Here is a 21,887-nt window from a genome sequence, read left to right as displayed (position 1 = left end):
TGATTACGGGGCGATGCCTTGACCACAGCCGTTGTACTGCTCGCCGTCTATCGTCAAGGTGACGCGGGCAGGATAAGGCTGACCTTTCATGTCATCAAAACATGCGCCGGCTTCGATACGGACACGGAAAAAGTGCTCGGCGTTGGCGTTTTCAATAACGACACGGCCCGCTTCGTTATCCATCACGCTCACCATATAAGGCAGGGTTTGCGTTTCAGTGCCGTAGGCGGTCGTCCACGTCATCACAGGGGCGTCGTGCGCTAGCTCAATCGACCAGCCCGGCTCGTTGCCACGCCCTAGGAACATCACGCCGGGATGATTGGCGCGGGTTGATGCTTCTCGCACGAGTCCTTGCTGACACTGAAGCTGGCCACGCGGCGTTTCTACCTGGGCTTGGTCACCCCGGTTCCAGAAGCTGATTTCGCCGTCCTGATAGCGTGCACCGCTGGCAACCACGGCTTCAGGTAACCGCCAAGCACCGTGCAGCGACCAGAGGCGCAGATTATCGTCGTTTACCGCAGTGACTAGATTCTGGTTCGCTGGTTGACACTCCCAAGCATCAAATCTCTCGGCGCTACCAGGGAACAGAGCAGCAGGAAGCAAAGGCGCACTGCTGTTTACCGTCATATTGGCAGACTCACTCGGCGCCGTTGTAGACGTGGCACAGCCAGCGATAGCCAGTGTTGTGGTCACCATTGCCATGGCGACGAACGATTTTTTTGCGTGGATCATGACTCAATGCTCCCTGTTGGATAACTCTAACGGCATTAAATACAGCTCTAGCGGCGTTTAAAAGCACTCAAATCCTGTGGGTCAAAGCGATTAACCTGCTCTGGCAGCCCTAGTTCTTCGCGCTTTAATTTTATCTGCATTTTTTCAGCAAGGCGCTCAGCATCATCGTCAGTGGTACGGCCATTGAGCTCAGCCAACTGGGTCATTCCCTGGTGGTAGAACGTCACGATATCCAGCGCTACGCGATTGTTCTCTTCCACACCTCGGCGTAGAGGCTGTAAGTAGCCGCTAATATGCGAAAGGTGATGTTTGAGCTGCCAGACGTAACGCATTTCAGTCATCCAGGGCCGATCACGCAGCACAGCGAACATCGCGCTAGTGGCCAGCAACCCAAGCAGCACGCCCAGGGCGTTCATCCAGAAGCTGCCGCCAAAGGTGGCGGCTAATAGCATTGAAAACAGCAGCCCAAAAACCACTAGCTGCCCTGCCATCACGATACTGATCATGCGCGCTTTGCGACGGTAAGCATCTGGACTATGTTGTTCAAGCGTAAAAGCCATGGCCAACCTCATTATCAATAGAAGGCTCTTATGATACGGGGCTGACCCAGCCAGACAAGAGGTTATCTAGCAATGCATAGAGATTGCTGGTTTAGCCCATTCGCTCGGCGGCCGTTTTAAGCAGCCGCTCCGTTGCTTCCCAGCTAACGCAGGCGTCAGTCACCGACACCCCGTAGCGCATACTGCTGGGTTTAAGCGCTTGCTTACCTTCAAACAGGTAGCTTTCAAGCATCAACGCTACTAGGTTAGCATCGCCTGCTTTACGCTGAGCAAGCACGTCCAGCATAACCTCGCTTTGGCGGCGATGATCTTTACGCGCATTGGCGTGACTGCAGTCCACCATCAAACGTGGGTTTTGACCTGCTTTGTGTAAGGCATTTACCGATGAGCGCACATGGTGGGCCTGGTAATTGGGCTCGCCGTGACCGCCCCGCAGTACCAGGTGGGTATGAGGGTTACCAGCACTTTCCTGCATGACTGGCCGACCTTCACTGTCGATGGCAAAACGCTGATGAGAATGCGCTGCTGCTTGCATAGCATCAATGGCTACCTGCACATCGCCACTGGTGGCATTTTTGAACCCCACGGCAGCGCTTAAATCGCTGGCCAGCTCCCGGTGCAGCTGGGACTCTGTGGTGCGCGCGCCAATCGCTACCCAGCTCAGCAGGTCATCCAGGTAGGGCGCCAGCATTGGCTGCAAAAGCTCGGTGGCCACCGGCAGGCCTCGCGCTGCTACTGCGTGCATGAGCTCACGGGAGAGTGCAATCCCGCGGGGCATATCGCCGCTACCGTCTAGATCTGGGTCGTAGGCGAGGCCTTTCCACCCGACGGTGGTGCGGGGCTTTTCGACATATACACGCATGACCGGCAGAATTTGCTCGCTGATTTCATCGCTCAGCGCCGCTAGCCTATCGGCGTACTCAAGGGCCGCGTCCGGGTCATGAATCGAGCATGGACCTACAACGAACAGTAGCCGATTGTCTTGGCCATTGAGAACGCGCTGGACTGCGTGGCGCTGCTGGGTAATTTGCTCGCTCAACGGCGCACTAATGCCGATACGTCGGCGAAGCTCTACAGGCAGCGGCAACGGCTGAGTCGTACCCGTAGGGCCATTAGTTAATGACGATAGCGGTGACTTTGCAGGACTGGCATGGGCATTCATTATTTATCTCTCCGAAAGCGTGTGACATCGCGTATAACTTCGCGTATGACTTCGCGTATGACTTCGCGTGACTAACTGGCCACCCAAGCAGGCACGGTCGGAGGTGGCAGCTTGCACCGACCGCGCGCCGCTAAATCGCCAGCCATAGCCATAACCGATATAGCGGGGGGCAATGGAAGAGGCGATAGCGTGTACGCGGTAAGACATGGTGCAGCTCCTTGATGAATGTTCTATGGACGGTGTTGATAGGCTTAAAACAAAAGAAGCCTCGGTTGGGCTACCAACCGAGGCTTCTTTGCATGCGGCAGGCAACCGAGGTGGTGTGCCTGTTAGCGCGACCTTATCGGTCGGCCAGGGGCACACCGTGGCTAAACCAATACGCAGCATAAACAAACGCAAACGCACTTAAACACTCAGATATCCACGCGCTAACCGCCGTTTCCGGCTTGGCGTTGGGGCGCTGTGTAGTGAGTGCAATGTGCATAACATTATCCAATGTTTAATAAATTCGCCGAAGACGTTGGGTCTATTGGCTTAATCCTGCCTGCATACGGGCAAAATGGCAACTATCAGCCACTAAATGCTTGTATCCAACCAATCGTTGCAGGCAGCGCGCTCATGCTTACCAGCACCACAAGGCCCAGGACAATGGCAAGCAAACCAGATTCATCTTTAAAGTTGTCGTCATGATCGGCCATAAAGCCTCCTTGTTATCGGGATAGGGAGTTAGCGAGACAGAGATAGCATGCGTTGGTCGGCCATTTTATTGAGGACGCGGTGCGTAGGCAAATACATCCGAAAACATACGCTCAATACCAACACCTTGGCGTTCAAGGATAGCAACACAGGCATACACCATTCCCGGCGAGCCAGAGAGGTAAATGTCGCAATCGCTGGGCCGAACAGGAGCTTTTTCAGTGGCTTTCATCAACGCCTTTTCCAACACCAGATCAACCCGCCCCTGGTAATGGGAGATACGCTCACCCGGCGCTAATGGTTCAGTCAGCGGAAACTCAGTCACTGCTTGAAAAGAGACATTGGCGTGCTGCTGTGCCCACTGGGTAGCTAGGTTTTCAGCATAAAGATCGCGGTGTTCACGCGCAGCCCACCAGAGCGAGATAGGCCGTTCTGGTTGGCTTTGCAGGGAAGCTTCCATGATCGCTTTCATTTGAGCGAAACCGGTTCCTGCAGCAATCAGCAACAATGGGCGCTCACTTTCAGTATCCAGTACACACTCGCCGCTGGGCAGACGCACCGTTAACTGATTGGCCACTTGCAGCAGATCACGCAGGCGCGCTGAATTATCGCGCTCTGGCCAGTGCTGAATATGCAGCTCGATGGTGCCGTCTCGACGGTCGGCGCTGGCAATGGAAAATGGCACCCAGGTTTCGTCGTCTAGTTTGAGCTCTAGATATTGTCCTGGTGCATGCTGCATGGCTTCAGCGCGCCCTTCGACGGTCACCCCAAATACGTCAGGATTTAAATCCTCAACAGCGGTGACTTGGCAGGTTAGCGTTTTACACGTTAACGTCGTTGCGCTCATTAAAGCCTCTTTGTGAAAAGTCGTTTGAACCGCACCGTCAGGTTAACTGTGGCGAGGCGCGGGTAACGGAATATCGATGCCCAACTCATCCCAACGCTCATCGACTCGCGTCTTCACCGCGTCATCCATCACAATCGGCGTGCCCCACTCGCGGTCGGTTTCGCCGGGCCATTTATTGGTCGCATCCAGCCCCATTTTGGACCCTAGCCCAGAAACAGGCGACGCAAAATCGAGATAGTCGATGGGGGTATTTTCCACCATGACCGTATCCCGCGCCGGGTCCATCCGGGTGGTGATCGCCCACATGACATCTTCCCAATTGCGCGCATCCACGTCGTCGTCCAGCACAATGACAAACTTAGTGTACATAAACTGGCGTAAGAAGCTCCATACACCCATCATCACGCGCTTGGCGTGACCGGGATACTGCTTTTTCATCGTCACTACGGCCATGCGGTAGGAGCAGCCTTCTGGCGGCAGGTAGAAATCGACAATTTCAGGAAACTGCTTAGCCAAAATCGGCACAAACACTTCGTTAAGCGCGACGCCTAAAATGGCGGGCTCGTCGGGTGGGCGGCCTGTATAGGTGGAGTGATAAATGGCGTCGCGGCGCATGGTCATCCGCGTCACGGTGAACACCGGGAAGTGGTCAACCTCGTTGTAATAACCGGTATGGTCACCAAACGGCCCTTCTGGTGCCATATCATCCGGGTAAATAAAGCCTTCAAGAATAATCTCAGCGGAGGCGGGCACTTCAAGATCAGCGTGGCCACACTTAACAAGCTCAGTGCGAGAACCGCGCAGTAGCCCGGCAAAGGCATATTCAGAGAGCGAATCGGGCACGGGGGTCACTGCACCCAAAATCGTGGCCGGGTCAGCGCCTAGCGCGACAGCGACCGGAAACGGCTCACCCGGATGGGCTTTTTGAAACTCAAGGAAATCCAGCGCGCCGCCGCGATGGGAAAGCCAGCGCATAATCAGACGGTTTTTGGCGATTTTCTGCTGGCGGTAAATACCCAGATTTTGACGCTTTTTGTGGGGGCCTTTGGTAATCACCAGGGGCCACGTCACTAAGGGAGCTGCATCGCCAGGCCAGCAGTGTTGGATGGGCAATCGGCCTAGATCAACCTCATCGCCTTCATAAACGACATCCTGCACCGGCGCGCGCTTGACACTTTTTGGCCCCATGCTAAGCACTTGCTTGAAGATCGGCAGCTTGTCCCAGGCGTCTTTTAGACCTTTGGGCGGATCTGGCTCTTTTAAGAACGCCAGTAGCTTACCTACTTCACGCAGCGCCTCTACTGAATCCTGCCCCATGCCCAGAGCTACCCGCTTGGGTGTACCAAACAGATTGCCCAACAGCGGCATGTCGTGTCCCTTCACATTCTCAAACAATAATGCAGGGCCACCGGCACGCAGCGTGCGGTCGCAGATTTCAGTGATTTCCAGGTAAGGATCAACTTCAGCTTTAATTCGCTTGAGTTCACCCTGTGCTTCTAGGGCCGCAATAAAATCGCGCAAGTCGTGGTACTTCAAGGCTCTCTCCTCAAGGCACTTCACCCCGGCTGTCAGGCGTTGCTATCGCTAGTGCTTAGCCGTAATGCAGCGCCTAGCGGCGCTTCATTGCTTCAAAGAATTCCAAGTTCGTCTTGGTATCTTTCAGACGATCAATCAGGAATTCGGTGGCAGCCGTATCTTCCATCGGGTTGAGCAGCTTGCGCAGAATCCACATACGCTGCATTTCATCTTCAGAGGCCAGCAGGTCTTCACGGCGGGTACCGCTGCGACGAATATTGATCGCCGGGAAGACACGCTTCTCAGCTAGCTTGCGGTCAAGGTGCGCTTCCATGTTGCCGGTACCCTTGAACTCCTCGAAGATGACCTCGTCCATTTTCGAACCGGTATCTACTAGCGCAGTGGCAATAATCGTCAGGCTGCCGCCCTCTTCGATATTACGCGCAGCACCGAAGAAACGCTTTGGCTTCTCAAGCGCGTGGGCATCTACACCACCGGTCAGTACTTTGCCGGAGCTCGGTACCACGGTGTTGTATGCACGGGCCAAACGGGTGATGGAATCAAGCAGAATCACCACGTCCTTTTTGTGCTCAACCAGACGCTTAGCCTTTTCGATGACCATTTCGGCAACCTGCACGTGGCGGGCCGGTGGCTCATCAAACGTAGAGGCAACGACTTCACCGCGCACGGTGCGCGACATCTCGGTTACTTCCTCAGGGCGCTCATCGATCAGCAGAACGATCAGATGACACTCAGGGTTGTTACGCGTAATCGATGTCGCGATGTTCTGCAGCATCAGTGTCTTACCCGCTTTCGGCGGCGACACCAGCAGGCCACGTTGGCCTTTGCCGATCGGCGCGGTCAGATCAATGATCCGAGCGGTCAGGTCTTCAGTAGACCCGTTGCCGATCTCCATGCGCATCCGGTCATCCGGAAACAGCGGCGTTAAGTTCTCAAAGAGAATCTTATGCTTGGCGTTTTCGGGACGGTCAAAGTTGATCTGACTAACTTTGAGCAGCGCAAAGTAGCGCTCACCCTCTTTCGGCGGGCGGATTTTGCCGGAAATGGAGTCGCCTTTACGCAGATTGAAACGACGAATCTGTGACGGCGATACGTAGATATCGTCCGGTCCGGCGAGGTAGGAGCTGTCGGCGCTGCGCAGGAAGCCAAAGCCATCCTGGAGAATTTCCAGCACACCATCGCCATAAATATCCTCACCGCTTTTGGCGTGCTTCTTGAGGATAGCGAAAATGATGTCCTGCTTGCGCGAACGGGCTAAGTTGTCGATACCCATCTCGCGGGCGATATCGAGCAGCTCGGGAACGGATTTTTGCTTGAGTTCAGTGAGATTCATCGGTGTGTTAGAAAGTTGCTCATGAAAGCTGGACGCTAGGCGCCGGGAATAAGACAGGAGGCGTGGTCATTCCGCCGAGTGATGCGTTCAGAACCCATCTAGGCACACTCTCGAATACTGAAGGCTGGGCAGTCTTGAATCAGATACCAAATTAAGAAGTGACGGCATCAATGACTGCTTAGCGAGAGGGTGCTAATAAACTAGTTAATCTGATCGGCACAGAAAAATGCTGTTTCAGCGGGTTATCTGACGACTTGGACATCTGGCTGATGCCATCTGGATACGTACTGCTCGGGATAACCGAGTCACTACGCTTGTTAAATAGACGAACAAGCCAACTCGGATCAAGCCAGTAGCTCGATGGTAGTCAAGGGCTGCGATAAACGCAAGCCTTTGACAATTGACAATAGTCAGAGGGCGCCGCAACCTTGGCATAGCCAACAGGAAGGATAGCTCATGCCCAAGGACATTTCACTCCCTACCACCGCAGTAAAGGAAGACGTTGACTATGGTGATCCGCAGCGCTTAGCTGCCATCGACCTAGGTTCAAATAGCTTCCATTTACTGGTGGCTAACTACCAAAACGAGCGCCTACAGGTGGTCGCTCGTCTGGGAGAAAAAGTGCAGTTAGCCGCCGGGCTAGATGACCAGGGCTACCTAAGCGAAGCCGCTATGCAGCGAGCATTAGACTGCCTAGGCCGATTTGCGCCCTTTCTAAAAGATATTGAAGACGCCCACCTGCGCATTGTGGGCACTAATGCATTGCGCGATGCCAATAACAGCCAAGCCTTTATTGAGCGCGCCGAAGCCCAGCTCGGTCATGCCATTGAAATTATTGCCGGCCGAGAAGAAGCCCGTTTGATTTACTTGGGGGCTGCCCACGCTTTAGCAGAAAATGGCCGACGTTTGATTGTTGATATTGGCGGCGGGTCTACCGAATTTATCATTGGCGAGTCCTTTGAGCCCAAAGCGCTGGAAAGCCTGCGGATGGGCTGCGTTACCTTTAGCCGCCGTTTCTTCCCCGATGATGAGCTAAGTGAAAAGCGCATGCGCCGCGCTGAGCTGGCGGCGTTTTCTGAATTAGCCAACATTCAACGTCCTTACCAGCGCCTTGGCTGGGACGACCCCGTAGGTTCAAGCGGAACGATTAAAGCCGCTGCAAGCGTGCTATACGCCTACGGCGACACGCCTCAAGAGGGCGTTATCACCCGTAGTGGCTTGAAAAAGCTCCGTGAACGTCTGCTGAAGTGCAAACATTTGGATAAAGTTGAACTAGACGGCCTAAAACCCGACCGGGCAAAAGTTTTTCCGGCAGGTATCGCCATTTTGAGCGCTATCTTTGAAGCCTTTAACCTTTCCCAAATGCGCTTTGCCGATGGCGCCCTGCGGGAAGGCGTGCTGTACGACATGGCTGGACGCAACAGCGCAGAGGATACCCGCTCCAAGAGCGTGGATGCGCTAAAACGGATTTACGATGCTGATTCCCGACAAGCGGAAAACGTCGCCGATACCGCCGCTCGCTTGTTTCATAAAGTAAAAAAGGCATGGGGACTAACCAAAACACAGGGCCACTACCTCATATGGGCCAGCCATGTGCATGAAATTGGCTTAGCCATCTCGCATAGCCAGTTCCATCGTCACGGTGCTTACTTGCTAGAGCACTCCGACTTGGCAGGTTTTTCACGCCCGGAGCAGCGTTTATTGGCGTTTTTAGTACGCGCCCACCGACGCAAATTCCCGCTCAAAGAGTGGCAGGCACTGCCCATTTCACATCAGGAAGGGTGTGCAAAACTGGCCCGCTTGCTGCGCCTTGCCGTACTGATCAACCACTCGCGGCCCGAGAGCGCCCCCCCTTTACCGGAAATTAGCGTGGAAGACTCAATACTGACAGTGACACTGCCTAGTAGCGATGAGCCCACCCTACTCAGCACCGACATGGAGCAAGAGCAGGCGTTTATGGTCGCGGCTGGATTTACGTTTGCCGTTCGTCAGTAACAGTAAAAATAGTCTCTTTCGCCTGCCATAGCACCTGGGCAGGCGGTTGAATGACGCCAACGCACCTCTCCCCCTCTAGCACCACTATTAAGCGCTTGCGTTCCCAAGGCGGCAGCCCGCTCTCTTGCAGCAGCCGCTTTAAATCCCGGCGACCGCGGCCTGGAAGATCAATAACCTCGCCCCCCTGACGCCAGCGCAGCGTCATCGAACGCGAGGATGGCATTGAAACCATCAGTTTGCCCAGCGGAGTGGAAAGTCCTGCCTGACCATCCCAAGCCGTTTCCCAGTCAGGCAGCGGTGGCAAAGCGGCCATAAGATAGAGCCGCTGACGCCATACCCGCGCCTCAACGCCCAGCCATACCACCTTCACCTGTGCATCGGTGGAGACGGCCAGCTGCGCCAACAGGCTGTCTAAGCGTTTCTGGGGCGGAGTAGGTAAGCCTAACTGTTGGCAGAAGGTACGCACCAGCAAGCGCTGGCGGGGGAGACTACGCTGGCCTAGCGCGGTGGTGTCAAGGCAACCCTCTCCCACCGCAAGGCTTGCCAATTCGCTCGCCGCATACTCGACCAGTAGCTGGTCAGCTTCCCCAGCGTGCTGGGCACTTTTTGCAAGCGAGCTTGCGGCGCCTGGCCAGCGCGTTTGAAGCTGCGGCATCACTTGGTGACGCAGGCGATTACGGTCAAACGCCACATCCGCGTTGGTGGGGTCTTCATGCCACTCCAGCGCCAGCTTCTTGGCGGTTTCCGCTAGCGTGCGCCGGCTAATACTCAACCAGGGGCGCAGTAGGGTTAATCCTTCCCACACACGCCGGTAGGGCATGCCCGCCAAGCCCCGGATACCGCTGCCCCGCAGCGCTGCCAGTAGCAAGGTTTCCGCCTGGTCATCCTGATGCTGGGCCAACCAGAGCGTATCGCCGTGGGGGATCGACTGCTTGAAGGCGCTATAACGCGCATGCCGTGCAGCGCCCTCAATGCCCTCTCCGTGGCTGTCCACCACCACATGAACCACGGTCAGCGGCACACCTAGGCCATCACACAGTAACCGACAGTGCGCCTCGAAGGCGCTGGCCGCTGATTGCAGCCCATGGTTGATGTGGATAGCGCGCAGCGGGCGACTCGCATCTCGGCAAACGTGAGCAGCAAGCGTCAGCAGCAGCGACGAGTCCAGCCCGCCGGAAAGGGCTACCCAAATAGTACGCCCTGGCGGGGTCTCCGCCAGGGCGTCATTTAGCAAGCGGAGCAGCGGCTTAGGCAGCTGGGGCGCCATAGCTCATCAGGCGCTTGTAGCGGCGATCAAGCAGCGCATCGGTATCTAGGCGTTGTAGGCGATCAAGACTACCTGCCAAGGCTTCTTTAACACGCTCGGCGGTGGTCAGCGGGTGGCGATGAGCGCCGCCCAGCGGCTCTTTGATCAGCTCGTCGACAAACCCTAACTCTTTCAGACGTTCGGCGGTAATCCCCATGGCCTGAGCGGCATCGGAGGCTTTTTCCGCGCTCTTCCACAGGATAGAAGCACAGCCTTCTGGTGAAATTACCGAGTAGGTAGAGTACTGCAACATATGCAGCTCATCACACACACCTATCGCCAGTGCGCCACCAGACCCCCCCTCACCAACAACAGTGGAAATAATGGGGGTTTTCAGACGCGACATCACGGCCAGGTTATACGCAATGGCTTCTGACTGACCACGCTCCTCAGCATCGATACCCGGGTAAGCGCCAGGCGTATCGATAAACGTCAGAATCGGCATTTTAAAGCGCTCGGCCATTTCCATTAAACGGCAGGCTTTACGATAACCTTCTGGGCGCGGCATGCCGAAGTTGCGGCGCACCTTCTCTTTTACATCACGGCCTTTTTGATGGCCGATGACCATTACCGGCGCATCATTCAAGCGCGCAATACCACCGACCAGTGCCGCGTCGTCAGCAAAATTTCGGTCGCCGTGAAGCTCATCAAAATCGGTAAAAATATGCTCAAGATAATCCAGCGTGTAAGGGCGCTGAGGGTGGCGAGATATCTGGGAAACCTGCCAGGACGTTAAATCCTTGAAGATCGATTCGGTTAACTTGCGACTTTTCTCTTCCAGCCGAGCAATCTCATCGGAGAGATTCACCTGGCTATCAGAGCTGACCAAACGCAGCTCTTCAATTTTTGCCTGGAGTTCGGCAATGGGCTGTTCAAAATCGAGGTAATTAGGATTCATCGGCTCTGCCTGATCAAAGTAAGCATGCATATGTCATTAGAAAATAAAGGGCATTATCGCACCCTGACCCTGCCACGCAAGTTGGGTACACGCCCTACTGCTATTTAACCGTGCATTATCTATCGGTGAGCGTTATCGATAGCGCAGTTGCACACCTGCCTGTCCTTGAACATCGCGCAGCGCAAGCAGCAAGTCATCGCTGGGGGCTACCTTCCACTCATCGGCTAGCTCCAGCCATGCCACCGCATCCGGGTGGCGATACTGCAAACGCACGGGCAAGCCCGCTTCATCCCGGTAGGGGGTGAGGCTGTCGCGTAGGCTTTCCACCAACCGGCCGTTGATCTGCTCGGCATCCAGTGCCAGCTCCACTGCCTGCCCGTAGCGTATCCGAGCCGTCACCATGGGCGTTACGTCTTTGCCACGCAGGCGCATGCCGCCAGAAAAGTCATCATTTGAGACCTCACCTTCGACAATAATCACCTGATCAGACTCAATCTGGCCGCGTAGCTGCTCAAACAATTCACCAAACAGCGAGGCTTCAATGCGCCCGGTACGGTCATCCAAGGTGATAAATGCCATGGTATCGCCACGCTTAGACTTCATCGTACGCATCGCCACTACCAGCCCCGCCACCCGCTGCGGCTCGCGGGAAGGTTTTAGATCGCTGATGCGTGTCGAGACAAAGCGTTTTAGCTCCCGCTCGTACTCATCAATTGGGTGACCTGTCAGGTAGAGGCCCAGGGTATCTTTTTCCCCTGAGAGCCGCTCGCGGTCAGTCCATTCACGGGCGTTATGATATTCAGCGTAAGGGTCGCTTGCTTCCTCTTCTGCGCTGAACGACTCACCGAACATATCCAGCATACCCAGGTTCTGGTTCGCGTGGTTTTGAGCAGCGGCTTTTAGGGCGTCTTCCATGGCGGCGGCAAGCACTGCCCTGTTGGGCCCAAGCGTATCCAGCGCCCCTGATCGAATCAGCGCTTCCAAGGTCCGCTTATTCATCCGTTTGGGGTCGAGGCGGCGACAGAAATCAAACAGATCTTTGAACGGGCCATCGGTATTGCGGGCCTCAACAATGGCGCCAATCGGCCCTTCGCCGACACCGCGTATCGCCCCCAGCCCGTACACCACACGGCCTTCGGTATCGACAGTAAATCTGTAACCACCGACGTTAACATCCGGCGGGGTAACGGTAAGCTTGAGGTTGCGGCACTCCTCAATTAACGGCACCACTTTATCCAGGTTATCCATTTCCGTGGACATAACCGCGGCCATAAACGGCCCTGGGTAGTGAGCCTTCAGCCAGGCGGTTTGATACGACACCAAGGCGTAAGCTGCGGAGTGGGACTTGTTAAAACCGTAGCCCGCAAATTTCTCCACTAGATCGAAGATGTTGCCCGCCAGATCTTTGTCGATGCCGTTGTCGGCGCACCCTTCCATAAAGCCTGCGCGCTGTTTGGCCATCTCTTCGGGTTTTTTCTTACCCATGGCGCGGCGCAGCATATCCGCCTGCCCCAGCGAATATCCCGCCATCACCTGAGCGATCTGCATGACCTGCTCTTGGTACAAGATAATGCCGTAGGTGGGGCTTAGCACCGGTTTCAACAGTTCGTGCTGATAATCAGGGTGTGGATAAGAGACTTCAGCGCGGCCATGCTTACGGTTGATAAAATCATCTACCATGCCCGACTGCAGCGGCCCTGGGCGGAACAGGGCCACCAGAGCGATCATATCGTCTAACGAATCCGGCAGCAGGCGCTTGATCAGCTCTTTCATACCGCGAGATTCCAACTGGAAGACGGCGGTAGTTTCAGCCCGCTTGAGCATCTCAAAGGTTTTGCCATCGTCTAACGGAATGGCGTCGATATTCAGCGGTTCTTGGCCGTTAACACCCCGCACTTTATCGACCATTTTAAGGGCCCAGTCGATAATCGTCAGCGTACGCAGCCCGAGGAAGTCAAACTTGACCAGCCCAGCTTCTTCAATGTCATTTTTATCAAACTGAACCACTAAGCCTGAGCCATCTTCATCACAAAGCAGCGGCGAAAAGTCGGTCAGCTTGGTGGGCGCAATCACCACACCCCCGGCGTGCTTGCCGGTGCCTCGGGTGGTGCCCTCTAGCTTGAGCGCCATCTCCCAGATCTCTTCGGCCTCTTCGTCCTTCTCGATGAACTCTTTTAGCGCGGGCTCTTGTTCAATCGCTTTGGCAAGGGTCATGCCCACTTCAAAGGGAATCAGCTTCGAGAGCTTGTCGCCCAGCGAATAGGGCCTGCCCTGGGCGCGAGCCACATCGCGCACCACCGCCTTGGCGGCCATGGTACCGAAGGTAACAATCTGGGAAACCGCATTACGACCGTAGCGGTCGGCGACGTAGTCAATTACTTTGTCGCGCTTTTCCATGCAGAAATCGACGTCAAAGTCGGGCATGGAGACACGCTCGGGGTTTAGAAAGCGCTCAAACAGCAGGTCGTAACCAATGGGGTCAAGGTCGGTGATTTTTTGCGCATAGGCCACCAGCGACCCCGCGCCCGAACCACGCCCCGGCCCTACCGGTACGCCGTTATCCTTGGCCCACTGAATAAAGTCCATAACGATCAGGAAGTAACCTGGGAACTTCATCTGGATAATAACGTTCAGTTCAAACTCAAGCCGGTCCCGGTAGCGCTGGTCGATCTCACGAAATGTCTCGCTATCACGGGGATATTGCTCGGCAGGAAAAAGAAAATCCAGCCGCTCGGTTAAACCGTCGTGGGAGACCTTGCGGAAAAACTCATCCTGGGTCATGCCTTCGGGAATTTCGAACTCGGGTAGGAAAATCTCACCCAGGCGCACATCCACGCTGCAGCGCTCGGCGATCATTACGCTGTTTTCTAGCGCCTCAGGTATGTCAGCAAACAGTGCGGCCATTTCCTCGGGGCTTTTCAGGTACTGTTCTTCGGTATAACGGCGCTCGCGACGCGGGTCGTCTAGCGCTTTGCCTTCGCCAATCGCCACGCGGGTTTCGTGGGCCCAAAAGTCCTCACGCTCTAAAAACCGTACGTCGTTAGTGGCGACTACCGGCGTATTTGACTCAATGGCCAGTTGAACACTGGCGTGAACACACTCTTCCTCAAGCGGCCGCCCCGTACGAATCAGCTCTAGGTAGAAGCGATCAGGAAAGGCGCGCTGCCACTCCTCCAGCAACAGCCGTGCTTCACGTTCATGCTCAGATAATAAGTGGCGGCCAATCTCCCCTTCACGACCGCCGGAGAGGGCTATCAAGCCGTCGCTTTGATCTAGCACCCACTGTTTATCCAGAATAGCGCGCCCCTGCCGCTGGCCCTCACTCCACCCTTTGGAAATTAACTCGGTGAGGTTGCGGTACCCAACCCCGTCCATGGCCAGCAGCGTAATACGGTACGGATGCGCATCATCATTGGGGTTATGCAGCCATAAATCACTGCCAATGATGGGCTTAAGCGCGGCTCCTTGGGCGGCTTTGTAAAACTTCACCAAGCCAAACAGGTTGGCCTCGTCGGTCAATGCCAACGCCGGCATCCCGCGCTCAGCGGTGGTACTGATCAATGACTTGAGTTTGACCAAGCCATCAACCAGAGAGTATTCACTGTGCAAACGTAGATGAACGAACGGAACCGTCATGGGACTCTCAGCAACAGAACTAGATAAATAGAGAAGGCTTACAGCAGCGCTAACTGACGCTGTACCGGCGCGAAACTGCGGCGATGCTCGGCAAGTGGCCCATGAGCGGCCAGTGCTGCCAAGTGCTCTTTCGTGGGATAGCCTTTATGTCGGGCGAAACCATACTCAGGATAGCGCATATCCAGCGCCACCATCTGCGCATCTCGAACGACTTTGGCTAAAATAGACGCGGCGGCAATCGCCGGATGACGAGCATCGCCCTTTACCACCGCCTGGCCCGGCAGTGCGTGCCCCGGCAAGCGGTTGCCATCTACCAGCAGATACTCTGCTTCAGGGGTCAAGGCATCTACTGCCCGGCACATCGCCAGATGGGTCGCATGGTAAATATTGAGCTGATCCACCTCTGCTGCGCTCGCTTCGGCTACAGCAAACGCCAGCGCCCGTTCGCGGATCTGCACGTCCAGCGCTTCTCGCTTACGGGCGGTAAGCTTTTTTGAATCTGTCAGACCTTCAATAGGCTGGGAGGGGTCAAGAATCACCGCCGCGGCCACCACGCTACCGATCAGCGGGCCTCGGCCGACTTCATCCACACCCGCCAGACGATCACCCTGGTAATGAATGACCAGCGCTGGATAGTCAGCGAGTTTAACGGCCATGATGTCGCTCTTCTTGGCCCGCTATTTCATCGTTATCTAAAGGTTCGCCTGCCACCAGCGAGGTGATTGCCTGGGCGGCGCGCTGACTGGCGTTGCGCTGGAGCGTTTGATGCATGCGTGCAAAACGTGCTTCCAGAGCGTGCCGCGCCGCCTCATCCGCCAATAGCTGGTCAAGCCGATCGGCAATCGCTTCCGATGTGGCAGCCTCCTGAATCAATTCAGGCACCAGGCTCTCTTGAGCAATCAGATTGGGCAGTGAAATCCACTGGGTTTTCACCAATCGTTTTGCCAGCCAGTGAGTAGCCGGGGCCATTTTATAGGCCACTAACATCGCACGATGACATAGCATCGCTTCAAGGGCAGCGGTGCCCGAAGCCAGCAACACGGCGTCGCTTGCAACCATGGCCTCGCGGGCTTGGCCATCCAGTAGCGAGACGCGCTCGCGTAAGGAGGGATAGCCTACCAGTAGCTGGCTGATTTCCTGATAACGCTGCGGGGTCGCCGCGGGAATAACCACGTGAAGCGTCTCATGGCGCTGGCAGAGCAACTCGGCGGCGCGTAAAAAAGTCGCGCCTAAAAAACGAATTTCATTGCCCCGGGAGCCGGGTAGCAACGCGACAATTGAAGCCTCAGAGGGAAGTCCAAGCGCTTGACGAGTAGCGTGACGGTCATTCTCAAGGGGCAGCTCATCGGCCAACGGGTGACCCACAAAGGCGACGGGCACATGATGGCGATGGTAAAAATCGGCTTCAAAAGGCAGCAGAGTTAACATCCCATCAACGGCCTTAGCGATCTTTTTGACTCGCCCCTGCCGCCACGCCCATACCGAGGGGCTAACGTAGTGGGCAGTTTTAAGCCCGGCATCGCGTAGCTGTTTTTCTAGGCCAATATTAAAGTCGGGGGCGTCAATACCAATCATGATATCGGGCTGCCAGACAAGCGCTTCTTCGCGCAGCGTGCGGCGCACGCGTAACAGCTCAGGAAGATGCTTAACCACCTCAACCAAGCCCATGACGGATAGCGTTTCAAGGGGAAAGCGGCTGACAAGCCCTTGCGCTTCCATGCGTGGCCCACCCATACCGCGAAACTCGACGCCGGGATGACGAGCGCTTAACTCGCGCATCAATCCAGCACCTAAGATATCGCCGGAAAGCTCGCCAGCCACAAGGTATACGCGCTCAAGGGTCATAAGGACGGAAAAACCGATTAGAGGTGAGTGTTAGCGCACAATGCCACGGGTGGAGCGATCAATGGAGTCAGCAAAGAGAACAACTTCCGGTAACTCGAAGCGGCTACGCATCTCACTCACCGCCTGCTCTACAGTCAGCCCTTGGCGATACACCATTTTATAAGCGGTGCTGAGCGCGTTAATAGCGTCACGACTGAATCCACGACGCTTCAACCCCACCAGATTAAGGCCTCGGGCTTCGGCGGGGTTACCGTTAATCATCACATAGGCAGGGGTATCTTTAGTGATAATCGAGCCGCCACCCGCCATAGCGTGCTCGCCAAAGTGGCAAAACTGATGAACCGCTGACAAACCGCCAAGTATAGCGAAGTTGCCAAGGGTGACGTGACCGGCCAACGTTACCTGATTAGCCAAAATACAGTCGCTACCAATCACGCAGTCGTGCCCGACATGGACATAGGCCATAAATAAGTTGCGCGAACCAATAGTGGTCTCACCACGATCCTGCACCGTTCCGCGATGGAGGGTAACGCCTTCACGGATCACGTTATCATCGCCCATCACCAAACGCGTTGGTTCACCAGCGTACTTTTTATCCTGGCAATCCTCGCCCACCGAGGCGAACTGAAAAATGCGTGTACGCTCACCCAGCACCGTTGGCCCTTTGATCACCACATGGGGGCCAATGATTGAGCCGGCGCCAATCGTAACGTTTGCTCCAATAACGCTAAACGGGCCCACCTCAACGTCATCAGCAAGCTGCGCCGTCGGGTCAACCAGTGCAGTAGGATGTATCAAGCAACCTTCCTCTCGGCACAAATAATTTCAGCTTCGCACGCCAGTTCACCATCAACCGTCGCGCGGCAAGCAAATTTCCAAATTCCCCGCTTCCCACGAATCACATTTGCTTCCAATACCAGCTGGTCGCCAGGCATCACGGGGCGCTTAAAGCGTACTTTATCACTTCCTACCAAATAATAGACGTAGCCATCAGCGGGCAGTTTATTAACTGTTTTGAAACCTAAAATACCGCACACTTGGGCCAAGGCTTCAACCACCAGCACACCGGGCATAATTGGGTGATGGGGAAAGTGGCCATTGAAAAACGGCTCATTAATACTAACATTTTTGAACGCAACGATGGATTCGCCAATGGTTAATTGCGTCACACGGTCCACCAGTAAGAACGGGTAGCGGTGCGGCAAGTATTCGCGAATTTCGTTAATATCCATAACCATCGTAACGACCTCTAAAATGACAAAAGGCCTGAAAAAAATCAGGCGCTCACCAGCTCAGCGGCTGGTCAAAAGGCAGTGGATTATAACCTGCTGCAAGCAAGCCTCAAGCCACTGCCTAAGAAATTCAAGCGACCACTATTCTGAACGCTGACTTTTTTCCATCCGCAACAATCGCTTGGCAATATCATCGAGCTGTTTAAAACGCACGGCATTTTTTCGCCACTGCGCATTACTCATCGCCCCCGTGCCTGAGGAGTAAACACCCGGCTCGTGAATTGAATTAGTAACAAGGCTCATTCCAGTGACTTGCACGCCATCGCAAATAGTTAAATGCCCTGAAAGCCCTACTCCACCGCCTAACATGCAGTGTTTACCCACTTTGGTTGAACCTGCAATACCCACGCAGCCGGCCAGTGCGCTGTGATCGCCAATGGTGACGTTATGCGCGATCTGTACTTGGCTGTCGATTTTTACGTCGTTGCCAATCACCGTATCGCCAAGCGCACCACGATCAATGCTTGAGCAACTACCTACTTCAACATCGTCACCCAGCACAACACCACCCAACTGAGCAATCTTATGCCAGCCTGCACCGTCATGAGCAAAACCAAATCCATCACCGCCAATGACGCAGCCACTTTGCAGAATGCCACGCTTACCAATAACCACACCGTGGCACACGGTGACATTGGGATGCAATCGTGTGCCTTCACCAATGATACTATCTGCACCAACCACACTGCCCGCCCCAACCACCACACGGTCGCCTAGCACTACGCCAGCTTCAATCACCGCATGGGCCTGAATCGACACATCTTTCCCTAGCGTAATGCCTTCTGCGACAACTGCAGAAGGATGGATTCCGGGTACATCCCGTGCAGGAAGCGGGTCGAACAGCTGAGACAGCTTGGCATAACCCAAGTACGGGTTTTCCATCTCTAAGCGAGGAACCGGGCAGTGCCTGCCGTGCTCAGGATGCAGCAAAACCGCGGCGGCACGAGTCGTGGCAAGGTCTTTAAGATACGCACGATTGGCAAGAAACGCGACCTGATCGGATGTCGCTTCCTTGAGCGTTGCTAAACCACGAATAGGCTGGTCTGCGTCGCCCTGAAAATCAACCTCCAGGTGACGTGCGATATCGGCTAGGGTGAGGTGGTGAGAAGCGTGCGTCATGGGAACCCAGAAAAGCTATGGTGCGAACAAGCCCGCACCAGCATTCATAAAATTAGTTTAACGAATCGAAAATCTGTGTGACCTCATTGGTCACGTTGGGTAAGTCTGTCGCAGAGTGCAATACGCCTTGAGGCTCTACTAACACATCAATATTGTGGCGTTGCAGTACCTGCTCAACGGCGCGCTCAAGCTTAGACTCTGCACCTTCCAAAAACTGCTGTTCAGAGCGCTGCTGGGCTTGAAGCACTTCACGACGCAGTTGTTCAAAACGGCTGCCCTTCTCTTGCAGCTCGGCAATTAACGAATCACGCTGGGATTGCGACATGGTTTCGCCTTCGCGCTGCAGCCGCTCTTGCAGTTGCTGAAGTTCATTGCCTAGCGACTGCGCTTCGCGCTGCTGGCCGCCAATTTGTTGCTCTAGCTGGCTTAGCGAGGACTGGGCTGATTGGGTGTTCATCAACGCGGCGCGCCAATCGAGCACTGCAACCTCGGCGGCGTGAGCGGGTAGCACCATCGCTCCAAATAGACACACAGCTGCTGCCAATTTACGCATCATATAGCTCCTTCGATTAGAACGTTTGACCCAGCGAGAACTGGAAGAACTGAGTGTCATCACCGCTTTCGTCATTCAGCGGCTCGGCAATACTGAACGTTAGCGGGCCTACCGGTGTTAGCCAGGATAGACCAATACCCACACTGTAGCGCAGATCGTTAAGGTCAACGCCTGAACTGCACTGTTGACGTGCGGCATCCTCTTCTAGCACGTCATAGCAGGAAGTCAGGAATGTGTTACCTGCATCCACAAACAGCGATGTTTGCAGTGAACGCTGATTTTCAATAAATGGCAGAGGGAAGAGCACTTCAGCGCTACCCTGAACCAAAACATTACCGCCCATTGTACGATCACGACCGCCTTCACGCGCAGGCGTTGTACGCTGGCCTAACGTGTTTGAGGTAAAGCCACGCACGGAGCCTAGGCCGCCTGCGTAGAAGTTCTCATAAAAGGGGTACGGGTCGTTGCTGCCAAGGGTGTCGGCATAGCCTAGGTGACCGCTAAATTTAAGCGCCCAGGTTTGATCATCGTTAATCGGGAATAGCTGCTGACCACGCGCTTGCAGCTTGTAGTACTCTGCATCGCTGCCCGGCACGCCGGTTTCCGCGGAGACCCGCTGGTAATTACCGGCCGTAGGCATGATGCCTCGGTTCAGATTATTGCGCGTCCAGCTTGCCGTTAATTTAAGGCTTTGCGCATCTGCGCCTTGGTCTTCCACGTAGCGACGAATTTCTGATGCCGTGTCGTTAAACGTTCTCACCGTCAGATCTTCGATGCTGGCGCCGAAATTGAGCCGCGAAAGCTCGCTTATTGGGTAGCCAAAATTAATCCCCGCACCATAGGCGTCTGTTGAGAACGTTGATATGTCCGAATCAGCGTAGTCAGTCTCACGGTAGAAAAGGTTATAGCCGCGAGAGATACCGTCTAGTGTCCAGTAGGGATCCGTAAACGCGAAGTTGACGCTGGTAAACGTATCGCTACGCTGGGCGCCGATATTGACGCGGTTCCCCGTACCTAGGAAGTTATTTTGAGCAAGCCCAACGCCGTAAATCACCCCGGCGCTTTGCGAGAAGCCAACGCTGGCAGAAACCGAGCCAGAGGGCTGCTCTTCTACGTTGTAGGTAACGTCAAGCAGGTCAGGCTGGCCTGGCACAGGCTGAGTATCGACTTCAACCTGGCTAAAGAAGCCAAGGCGCTCAAGCCGCTGACGAGACCGGGTGATCGACTCAGTTGACGCAGGCGCCCCTTCCAGCTGAATCATTTCACGACGCAGCACCTCGTCTTGAGTCGTGGTATTACCGAAAAACTCAATACGACGCACGTACGCACGCTGCCCTGAGTTAACAGCAATCACTAGATCAACGGTTTCACCATCGTCCGCCATTTCTGGCACGCCCTGAACCTCTGCAAACGCAAACCCTTCGGCACCCAGGCGCTGACGCAATGCTTCGGTGGAGGCATTCACCTGCCCACGAGAGAAGGTATCCCCACTACTAATTTCCAGCAGTTGGCGGGCCTCATCTTCACTAATCTGTAGGTCGCCAGCAAAACGGATATCACCCACGCGATACTGACTACCCTCATCAATATTGAGCGTAATAAATATTTCAGACTTCTCTGGACCGATAGAAACCTGGGTAGAAGTGACATCAAAGTTCACGTAACCACGATCCAAGTAGAAAGAGCGCAGACGCTCAATATCGCCGGAGAGCGCCTCTCGGGAGTACTCATCCCGAGAGAACCAGCCAAACACTCGCCCTGGACGGTCATTGAGTTCAAACACAGAGCGTAGCGTGTCATCGTCAAAGTCTTCGTTACCAACAATATTGATTTGACGAATTTTCGCTACTTCACCTTCATTGATATTAATGTTGACCTGAACTCGGCCCTCATCAATTTCATCAACGTCGACATTGATGCCTGCACTGTAGCGCCCCTGAGATTGATAGACGCCTTCCAGCTCACGCTGAATCTCTTCCAACGTAGAAAGCTGCAGCACCTGGCCTTCTGATAAACCCGATTCGCGAAGCCCGTTGCGTAAATCCTCTTCAGAAATTTGCCGGTTGCCACTGATGTTCAACCGCGCAATCGTGGGGCGTTCGACCACCTGAACAATGAGGACATCGCCCTCTCGTGCGAGGGAAACATCCTCGAACAGGCCCGTTGCAAACAGATCGCGTGCGGCAGCAGATAGCTGCTGCTCACTTACGCGGTCATTTGCACTCACAGGAAACGCATTAAAGACCGAGGCGGCGGAGACCCGCTGTAGTCCTTCCACACGAATGTCCGAAACATCAAAGGATTCTGCTTGGGCGCTGCTGGCGCCTGCCAGCAAAAGTGCCGCCATTCCAAGGGTCTTGATTTTCATGCAGTCAGT

At 55.0% G+C, this 21,887-nt stretch carries 19 protein-coding genes; 1 reads left to right on the top strand and 18 read right to left on the bottom strand.

What is annotated here, in order from left to right; all coding sequences use genetic code 11:
• Positions 1 to 3: 3 nt before the first annotated feature.
• From MOY_RS15850 to rho, 8 genes are all read right to left on the bottom strand, one after another.
• Complete coding sequence (locus tag MOY_RS15850) at positions 4 to 732, bottom strand: MliC family protein (RefSeq protein ID WP_009101774.1); 729 nt, start codon at positions 730 to 732, stop codon at positions 4 to 6.
• Positions 733 to 779: 47 nt separating this feature from the next.
• Entirely contained in the window at positions 780 to 1,292 is a 513-nt protein-coding gene (locus tag MOY_RS15845) for a DUF3087 family protein (protein WP_009101772.1), read from the bottom strand.
• 91 nt (positions 1,293 to 1,383) lie between these two features.
• Positions 1,384 to 2,454 (bottom strand): 3-deoxy-7-phosphoheptulonate synthase, encoded by a 1,071-nt coding sequence (locus MOY_RS15840; protein ID WP_009101770.1) that lies wholly within the window; start codon positions 2,452 to 2,454, stop codon positions 1,384 to 1,386.
• A gap of 340 nt (positions 2,455 to 2,794) precedes the next feature.
• On the bottom strand, positions 2,795 to 2,938 hold the full coding sequence (locus tag MOY_RS17290) for a hypothetical protein (protein ID WP_158003275.1): 144 nt from the start codon (positions 2,936 to 2,938) through the stop codon (positions 2,795 to 2,797).
• 85 nt (positions 2,939 to 3,023) lie between these two features.
• A complete protein-coding gene (locus tag MOY_RS17690) occupies positions 3,024 to 3,152 on the bottom strand; it encodes a hypothetical protein (RefSeq protein WP_257790896.1) in 129 nt (42 codons plus the stop codon).
• 65 nt (positions 3,153 to 3,217) lie between these two features.
• Positions 3,218 to 3,997 carry an NAD(P)H-flavin reductase gene (locus MOY_RS15835; protein WP_009101768.1) on the bottom strand — a complete coding sequence of 260 codons (780 nt, stop codon included), beginning with the start codon at positions 3,995 to 3,997 and terminating at the stop codon, positions 3,218 to 3,220.
• 42 nt (positions 3,998 to 4,039) lie between these two features.
• Positions 4,040 to 5,533: a 4-hydroxy-3-polyprenylbenzoate decarboxylase gene (ubiD, locus tag MOY_RS15830; protein WP_009101766.1), complete on the bottom strand. Its 1,494-nt coding sequence runs from the start codon at positions 5,531 to 5,533 to the stop codon at positions 4,040 to 4,042.
• A 73-nt stretch (positions 5,534 to 5,606) separates the two neighbouring features.
• On the bottom strand, positions 5,607 to 6,866 hold the full coding sequence (gene rho, locus MOY_RS15825; RefSeq protein WP_009101764.1) for a transcription termination factor Rho: 1,260 nt from the start codon (positions 6,864 to 6,866) through the stop codon (positions 5,607 to 5,609).
• 456 nt (positions 6,867 to 7,322) lie between these two features.
• On the opposite strand from rho, the gene ppx reads away from it, so the two are divergent.
• Positions 7,323 to 8,861 carry an exopolyphosphatase gene (gene ppx, locus MOY_RS15820; RefSeq protein ID WP_009101762.1) on the top strand — a complete coding sequence of 513 codons (1,539 nt, stop codon included), beginning with the start codon at positions 7,323 to 7,325 and terminating at the stop codon, positions 8,859 to 8,861.
• On the opposite strand, the gene tilS is transcribed toward ppx, so the two are convergent.
• The 10 genes from tilS to bamA form a co-directional block, all read right to left on the bottom strand.
• Positions 8,839 to 10,128: a tRNA lysidine(34) synthetase TilS gene (gene tilS / locus MOY_RS15815; RefSeq protein WP_009101760.1), complete on the bottom strand. Its 1,290-nt coding sequence runs from the start codon at positions 10,126 to 10,128 to the stop codon at positions 8,839 to 8,841. The genes ppx and tilS overlap by 23 nt on opposite strands.
• A complete protein-coding gene (accA, locus tag MOY_RS15810; protein WP_009101757.1) occupies positions 10,109 to 11,065 on the bottom strand; it encodes an acetyl-CoA carboxylase carboxyl transferase subunit alpha in 957 nt (318 codons plus the stop codon). Before accA ends, tilS begins: the two co-directional genes overlap by 20 nt.
• 132 nt (positions 11,066 to 11,197) lie before the next feature.
• Positions 11,198 to 14,701 (bottom strand): DNA polymerase III subunit alpha, encoded by a 3,504-nt coding sequence (dnaE, locus tag MOY_RS15805; RefSeq protein WP_009101755.1) that lies wholly within the window; start codon positions 14,699 to 14,701, stop codon positions 11,198 to 11,200.
• Between the two features lie 38 nt (positions 14,702 to 14,739).
• Positions 14,740 to 15,357: a ribonuclease HII gene (gene rnhB, locus MOY_RS15800; protein ID WP_009101752.1), complete on the bottom strand. Its 618-nt coding sequence runs from the start codon at positions 15,355 to 15,357 to the stop codon at positions 14,740 to 14,742.
• Positions 15,347 to 16,546, bottom strand: a complete 1,200-nt coding sequence (gene lpxB / locus MOY_RS15795; protein ID WP_009101750.1) for a lipid-A-disaccharide synthase — start codon at positions 16,544 to 16,546, stop codon at positions 15,347 to 15,349. Before lpxB ends, rnhB begins: the two co-directional genes overlap by 11 nt.
• 30 nt (positions 16,547 to 16,576) lie before the next feature.
• Complete coding sequence (gene lpxA, locus MOY_RS15790; RefSeq protein WP_009101748.1) at positions 16,577 to 17,344, bottom strand: acyl-ACP--UDP-N-acetylglucosamine O-acyltransferase; 768 nt, start codon at positions 17,342 to 17,344, stop codon at positions 16,577 to 16,579.
• Positions 17,341 to 17,784 carry a 3-hydroxyacyl-ACP dehydratase FabZ gene (fabZ, locus tag MOY_RS15785; RefSeq protein WP_035540934.1) on the bottom strand — a complete coding sequence of 148 codons (444 nt, stop codon included), beginning with the start codon at positions 17,782 to 17,784 and terminating at the stop codon, positions 17,341 to 17,343. Before fabZ ends, lpxA begins: the two co-directional genes overlap by 4 nt.
• A 135-nt stretch (positions 17,785 to 17,919) precedes the next feature.
• Entirely contained in the window at positions 17,920 to 18,957 is a 1,038-nt protein-coding gene (lpxD, locus tag MOY_RS15780) for a UDP-3-O-(3-hydroxymyristoyl)glucosamine N-acyltransferase (protein ID WP_009101744.1), read from the bottom strand.
• 52 nt (positions 18,958 to 19,009) lie between these two features.
• The gene (locus tag MOY_RS15775) at positions 19,010 to 19,510 is read right to left on the bottom strand and encodes an OmpH family outer membrane protein (protein WP_009101742.1); all 501 of its coding nucleotides are present in this window, start codon (positions 19,508 to 19,510) and stop codon (positions 19,010 to 19,012) included.
• A gap of 16 nt (positions 19,511 to 19,526) precedes the next feature.
• Complete coding sequence (bamA, locus tag MOY_RS15770; RefSeq protein WP_443134868.1) at positions 19,527 to 21,878, bottom strand: outer membrane protein assembly factor BamA; 2,352 nt, start codon at positions 21,876 to 21,878, stop codon at positions 19,527 to 19,529.
• Between the last annotated feature and the right edge of the window lie 9 nt (positions 21,879 to 21,887).

The organism is Halomonas sp. GFAJ-1 (assembly GCF_000236625.2).
GTDB lineage: Bacteria > Pseudomonadota > Gammaproteobacteria > Pseudomonadales > Halomonadaceae > Vreelandella.
The sequence above is the reverse complement of the archived record's forward strand: the minus strand, read 5'-3'. Positions and strand labels throughout refer to the sequence as shown.

Excerpts from the sequence above, each read along its gene's own strand:
- MOY_RS15775 (WP_009101742.1), bottom strand. The coding sequence starts at position 19,510 with ATGCGTAAATTGGCAGCAGCTGTGTGTCTATTTGGAGCGATGGTGCTA.
- fabZ (WP_035540934.1), bottom strand. The coding sequence starts at position 17,784 with ATGGTTATGGATATTAACGAAATTCGCGAATACTTGCCGCACCGCTAC.
- lpxD (WP_009101744.1), bottom strand. The coding sequence starts at position 18,957 with ATGACGCACGCTTCTCACCACCTCACCCTAGCCGATATCGCACGTCAC.
- MOY_RS15845 (WP_009101772.1), bottom strand. The coding sequence starts at position 1,292 with ATGGCTTTTACGCTTGAACAACATAGTCCAGATGCTTACCGTCGCAAA.
- MOY_RS17690 (WP_257790896.1), bottom strand. The coding sequence starts at position 3,152 with ATGGCCGATCATGACGACAACTTTAAAGATGAATCTGGTTTGCTTGCC.
- bamA (WP_443134868.1), bottom strand. The coding sequence starts at position 21,878 with ATGAAAATCAAGACCCTTGGAATGGCGGCACTTTTGCTGGCAGGCGCC.
- accA (WP_009101757.1), bottom strand. The coding sequence starts at position 11,065 with ATGAATCCTAATTACCTCGATTTTGAACAGCCCATTGCCGAACTCCAG.
- MOY_RS15835 (WP_009101768.1), bottom strand. The coding sequence starts at position 3,997 with ATGAGCGCAACGACGTTAACGTGTAAAACGCTAACCTGCCAAGTCACC.
- ppx (WP_009101762.1), top strand. The coding sequence starts at position 7,323 with ATGCCCAAGGACATTTCACTCCCTACCACCGCAGTAAAGGAAGACGTT.
- MOY_RS17290 (WP_158003275.1), bottom strand. The coding sequence starts at position 2,938 with ATGCACATTGCACTCACTACACAGCGCCCCAACGCCAAGCCGGAAACG.
- rho (WP_009101764.1), bottom strand. The coding sequence starts at position 6,866 with ATGAATCTCACTGAACTCAAGCAAAAATCCGTTCCCGAGCTGCTCGAT.
- MOY_RS15850 (WP_009101774.1), bottom strand. The coding sequence starts at position 732 with ATGATCCACGCAAAAAAATCGTTCGTCGCCATGGCAATGGTGACCACA.
- rnhB (WP_009101752.1), bottom strand. The coding sequence starts at position 15,357 with ATGGCCGTTAAACTCGCTGACTATCCAGCGCTGGTCATTCATTACCAG.
- lpxB (WP_009101750.1), bottom strand. The coding sequence starts at position 16,546 with ATGACCCTTGAGCGCGTATACCTTGTGGCTGGCGAGCTTTCCGGCGAT.
- MOY_RS15840 (WP_009101770.1), bottom strand. The coding sequence starts at position 2,454 with ATGAATGCCCATGCCAGTCCTGCAAAGTCACCGCTATCGTCATTAACT.
- tilS (WP_009101760.1), bottom strand. The coding sequence starts at position 10,128 with ATGGCGCCCCAGCTGCCTAAGCCGCTGCTCCGCTTGCTAAATGACGCC.
- dnaE (WP_009101755.1), bottom strand. The coding sequence starts at position 14,701 with ATGACGGTTCCGTTCGTTCATCTACGTTTGCACAGTGAATACTCTCTG.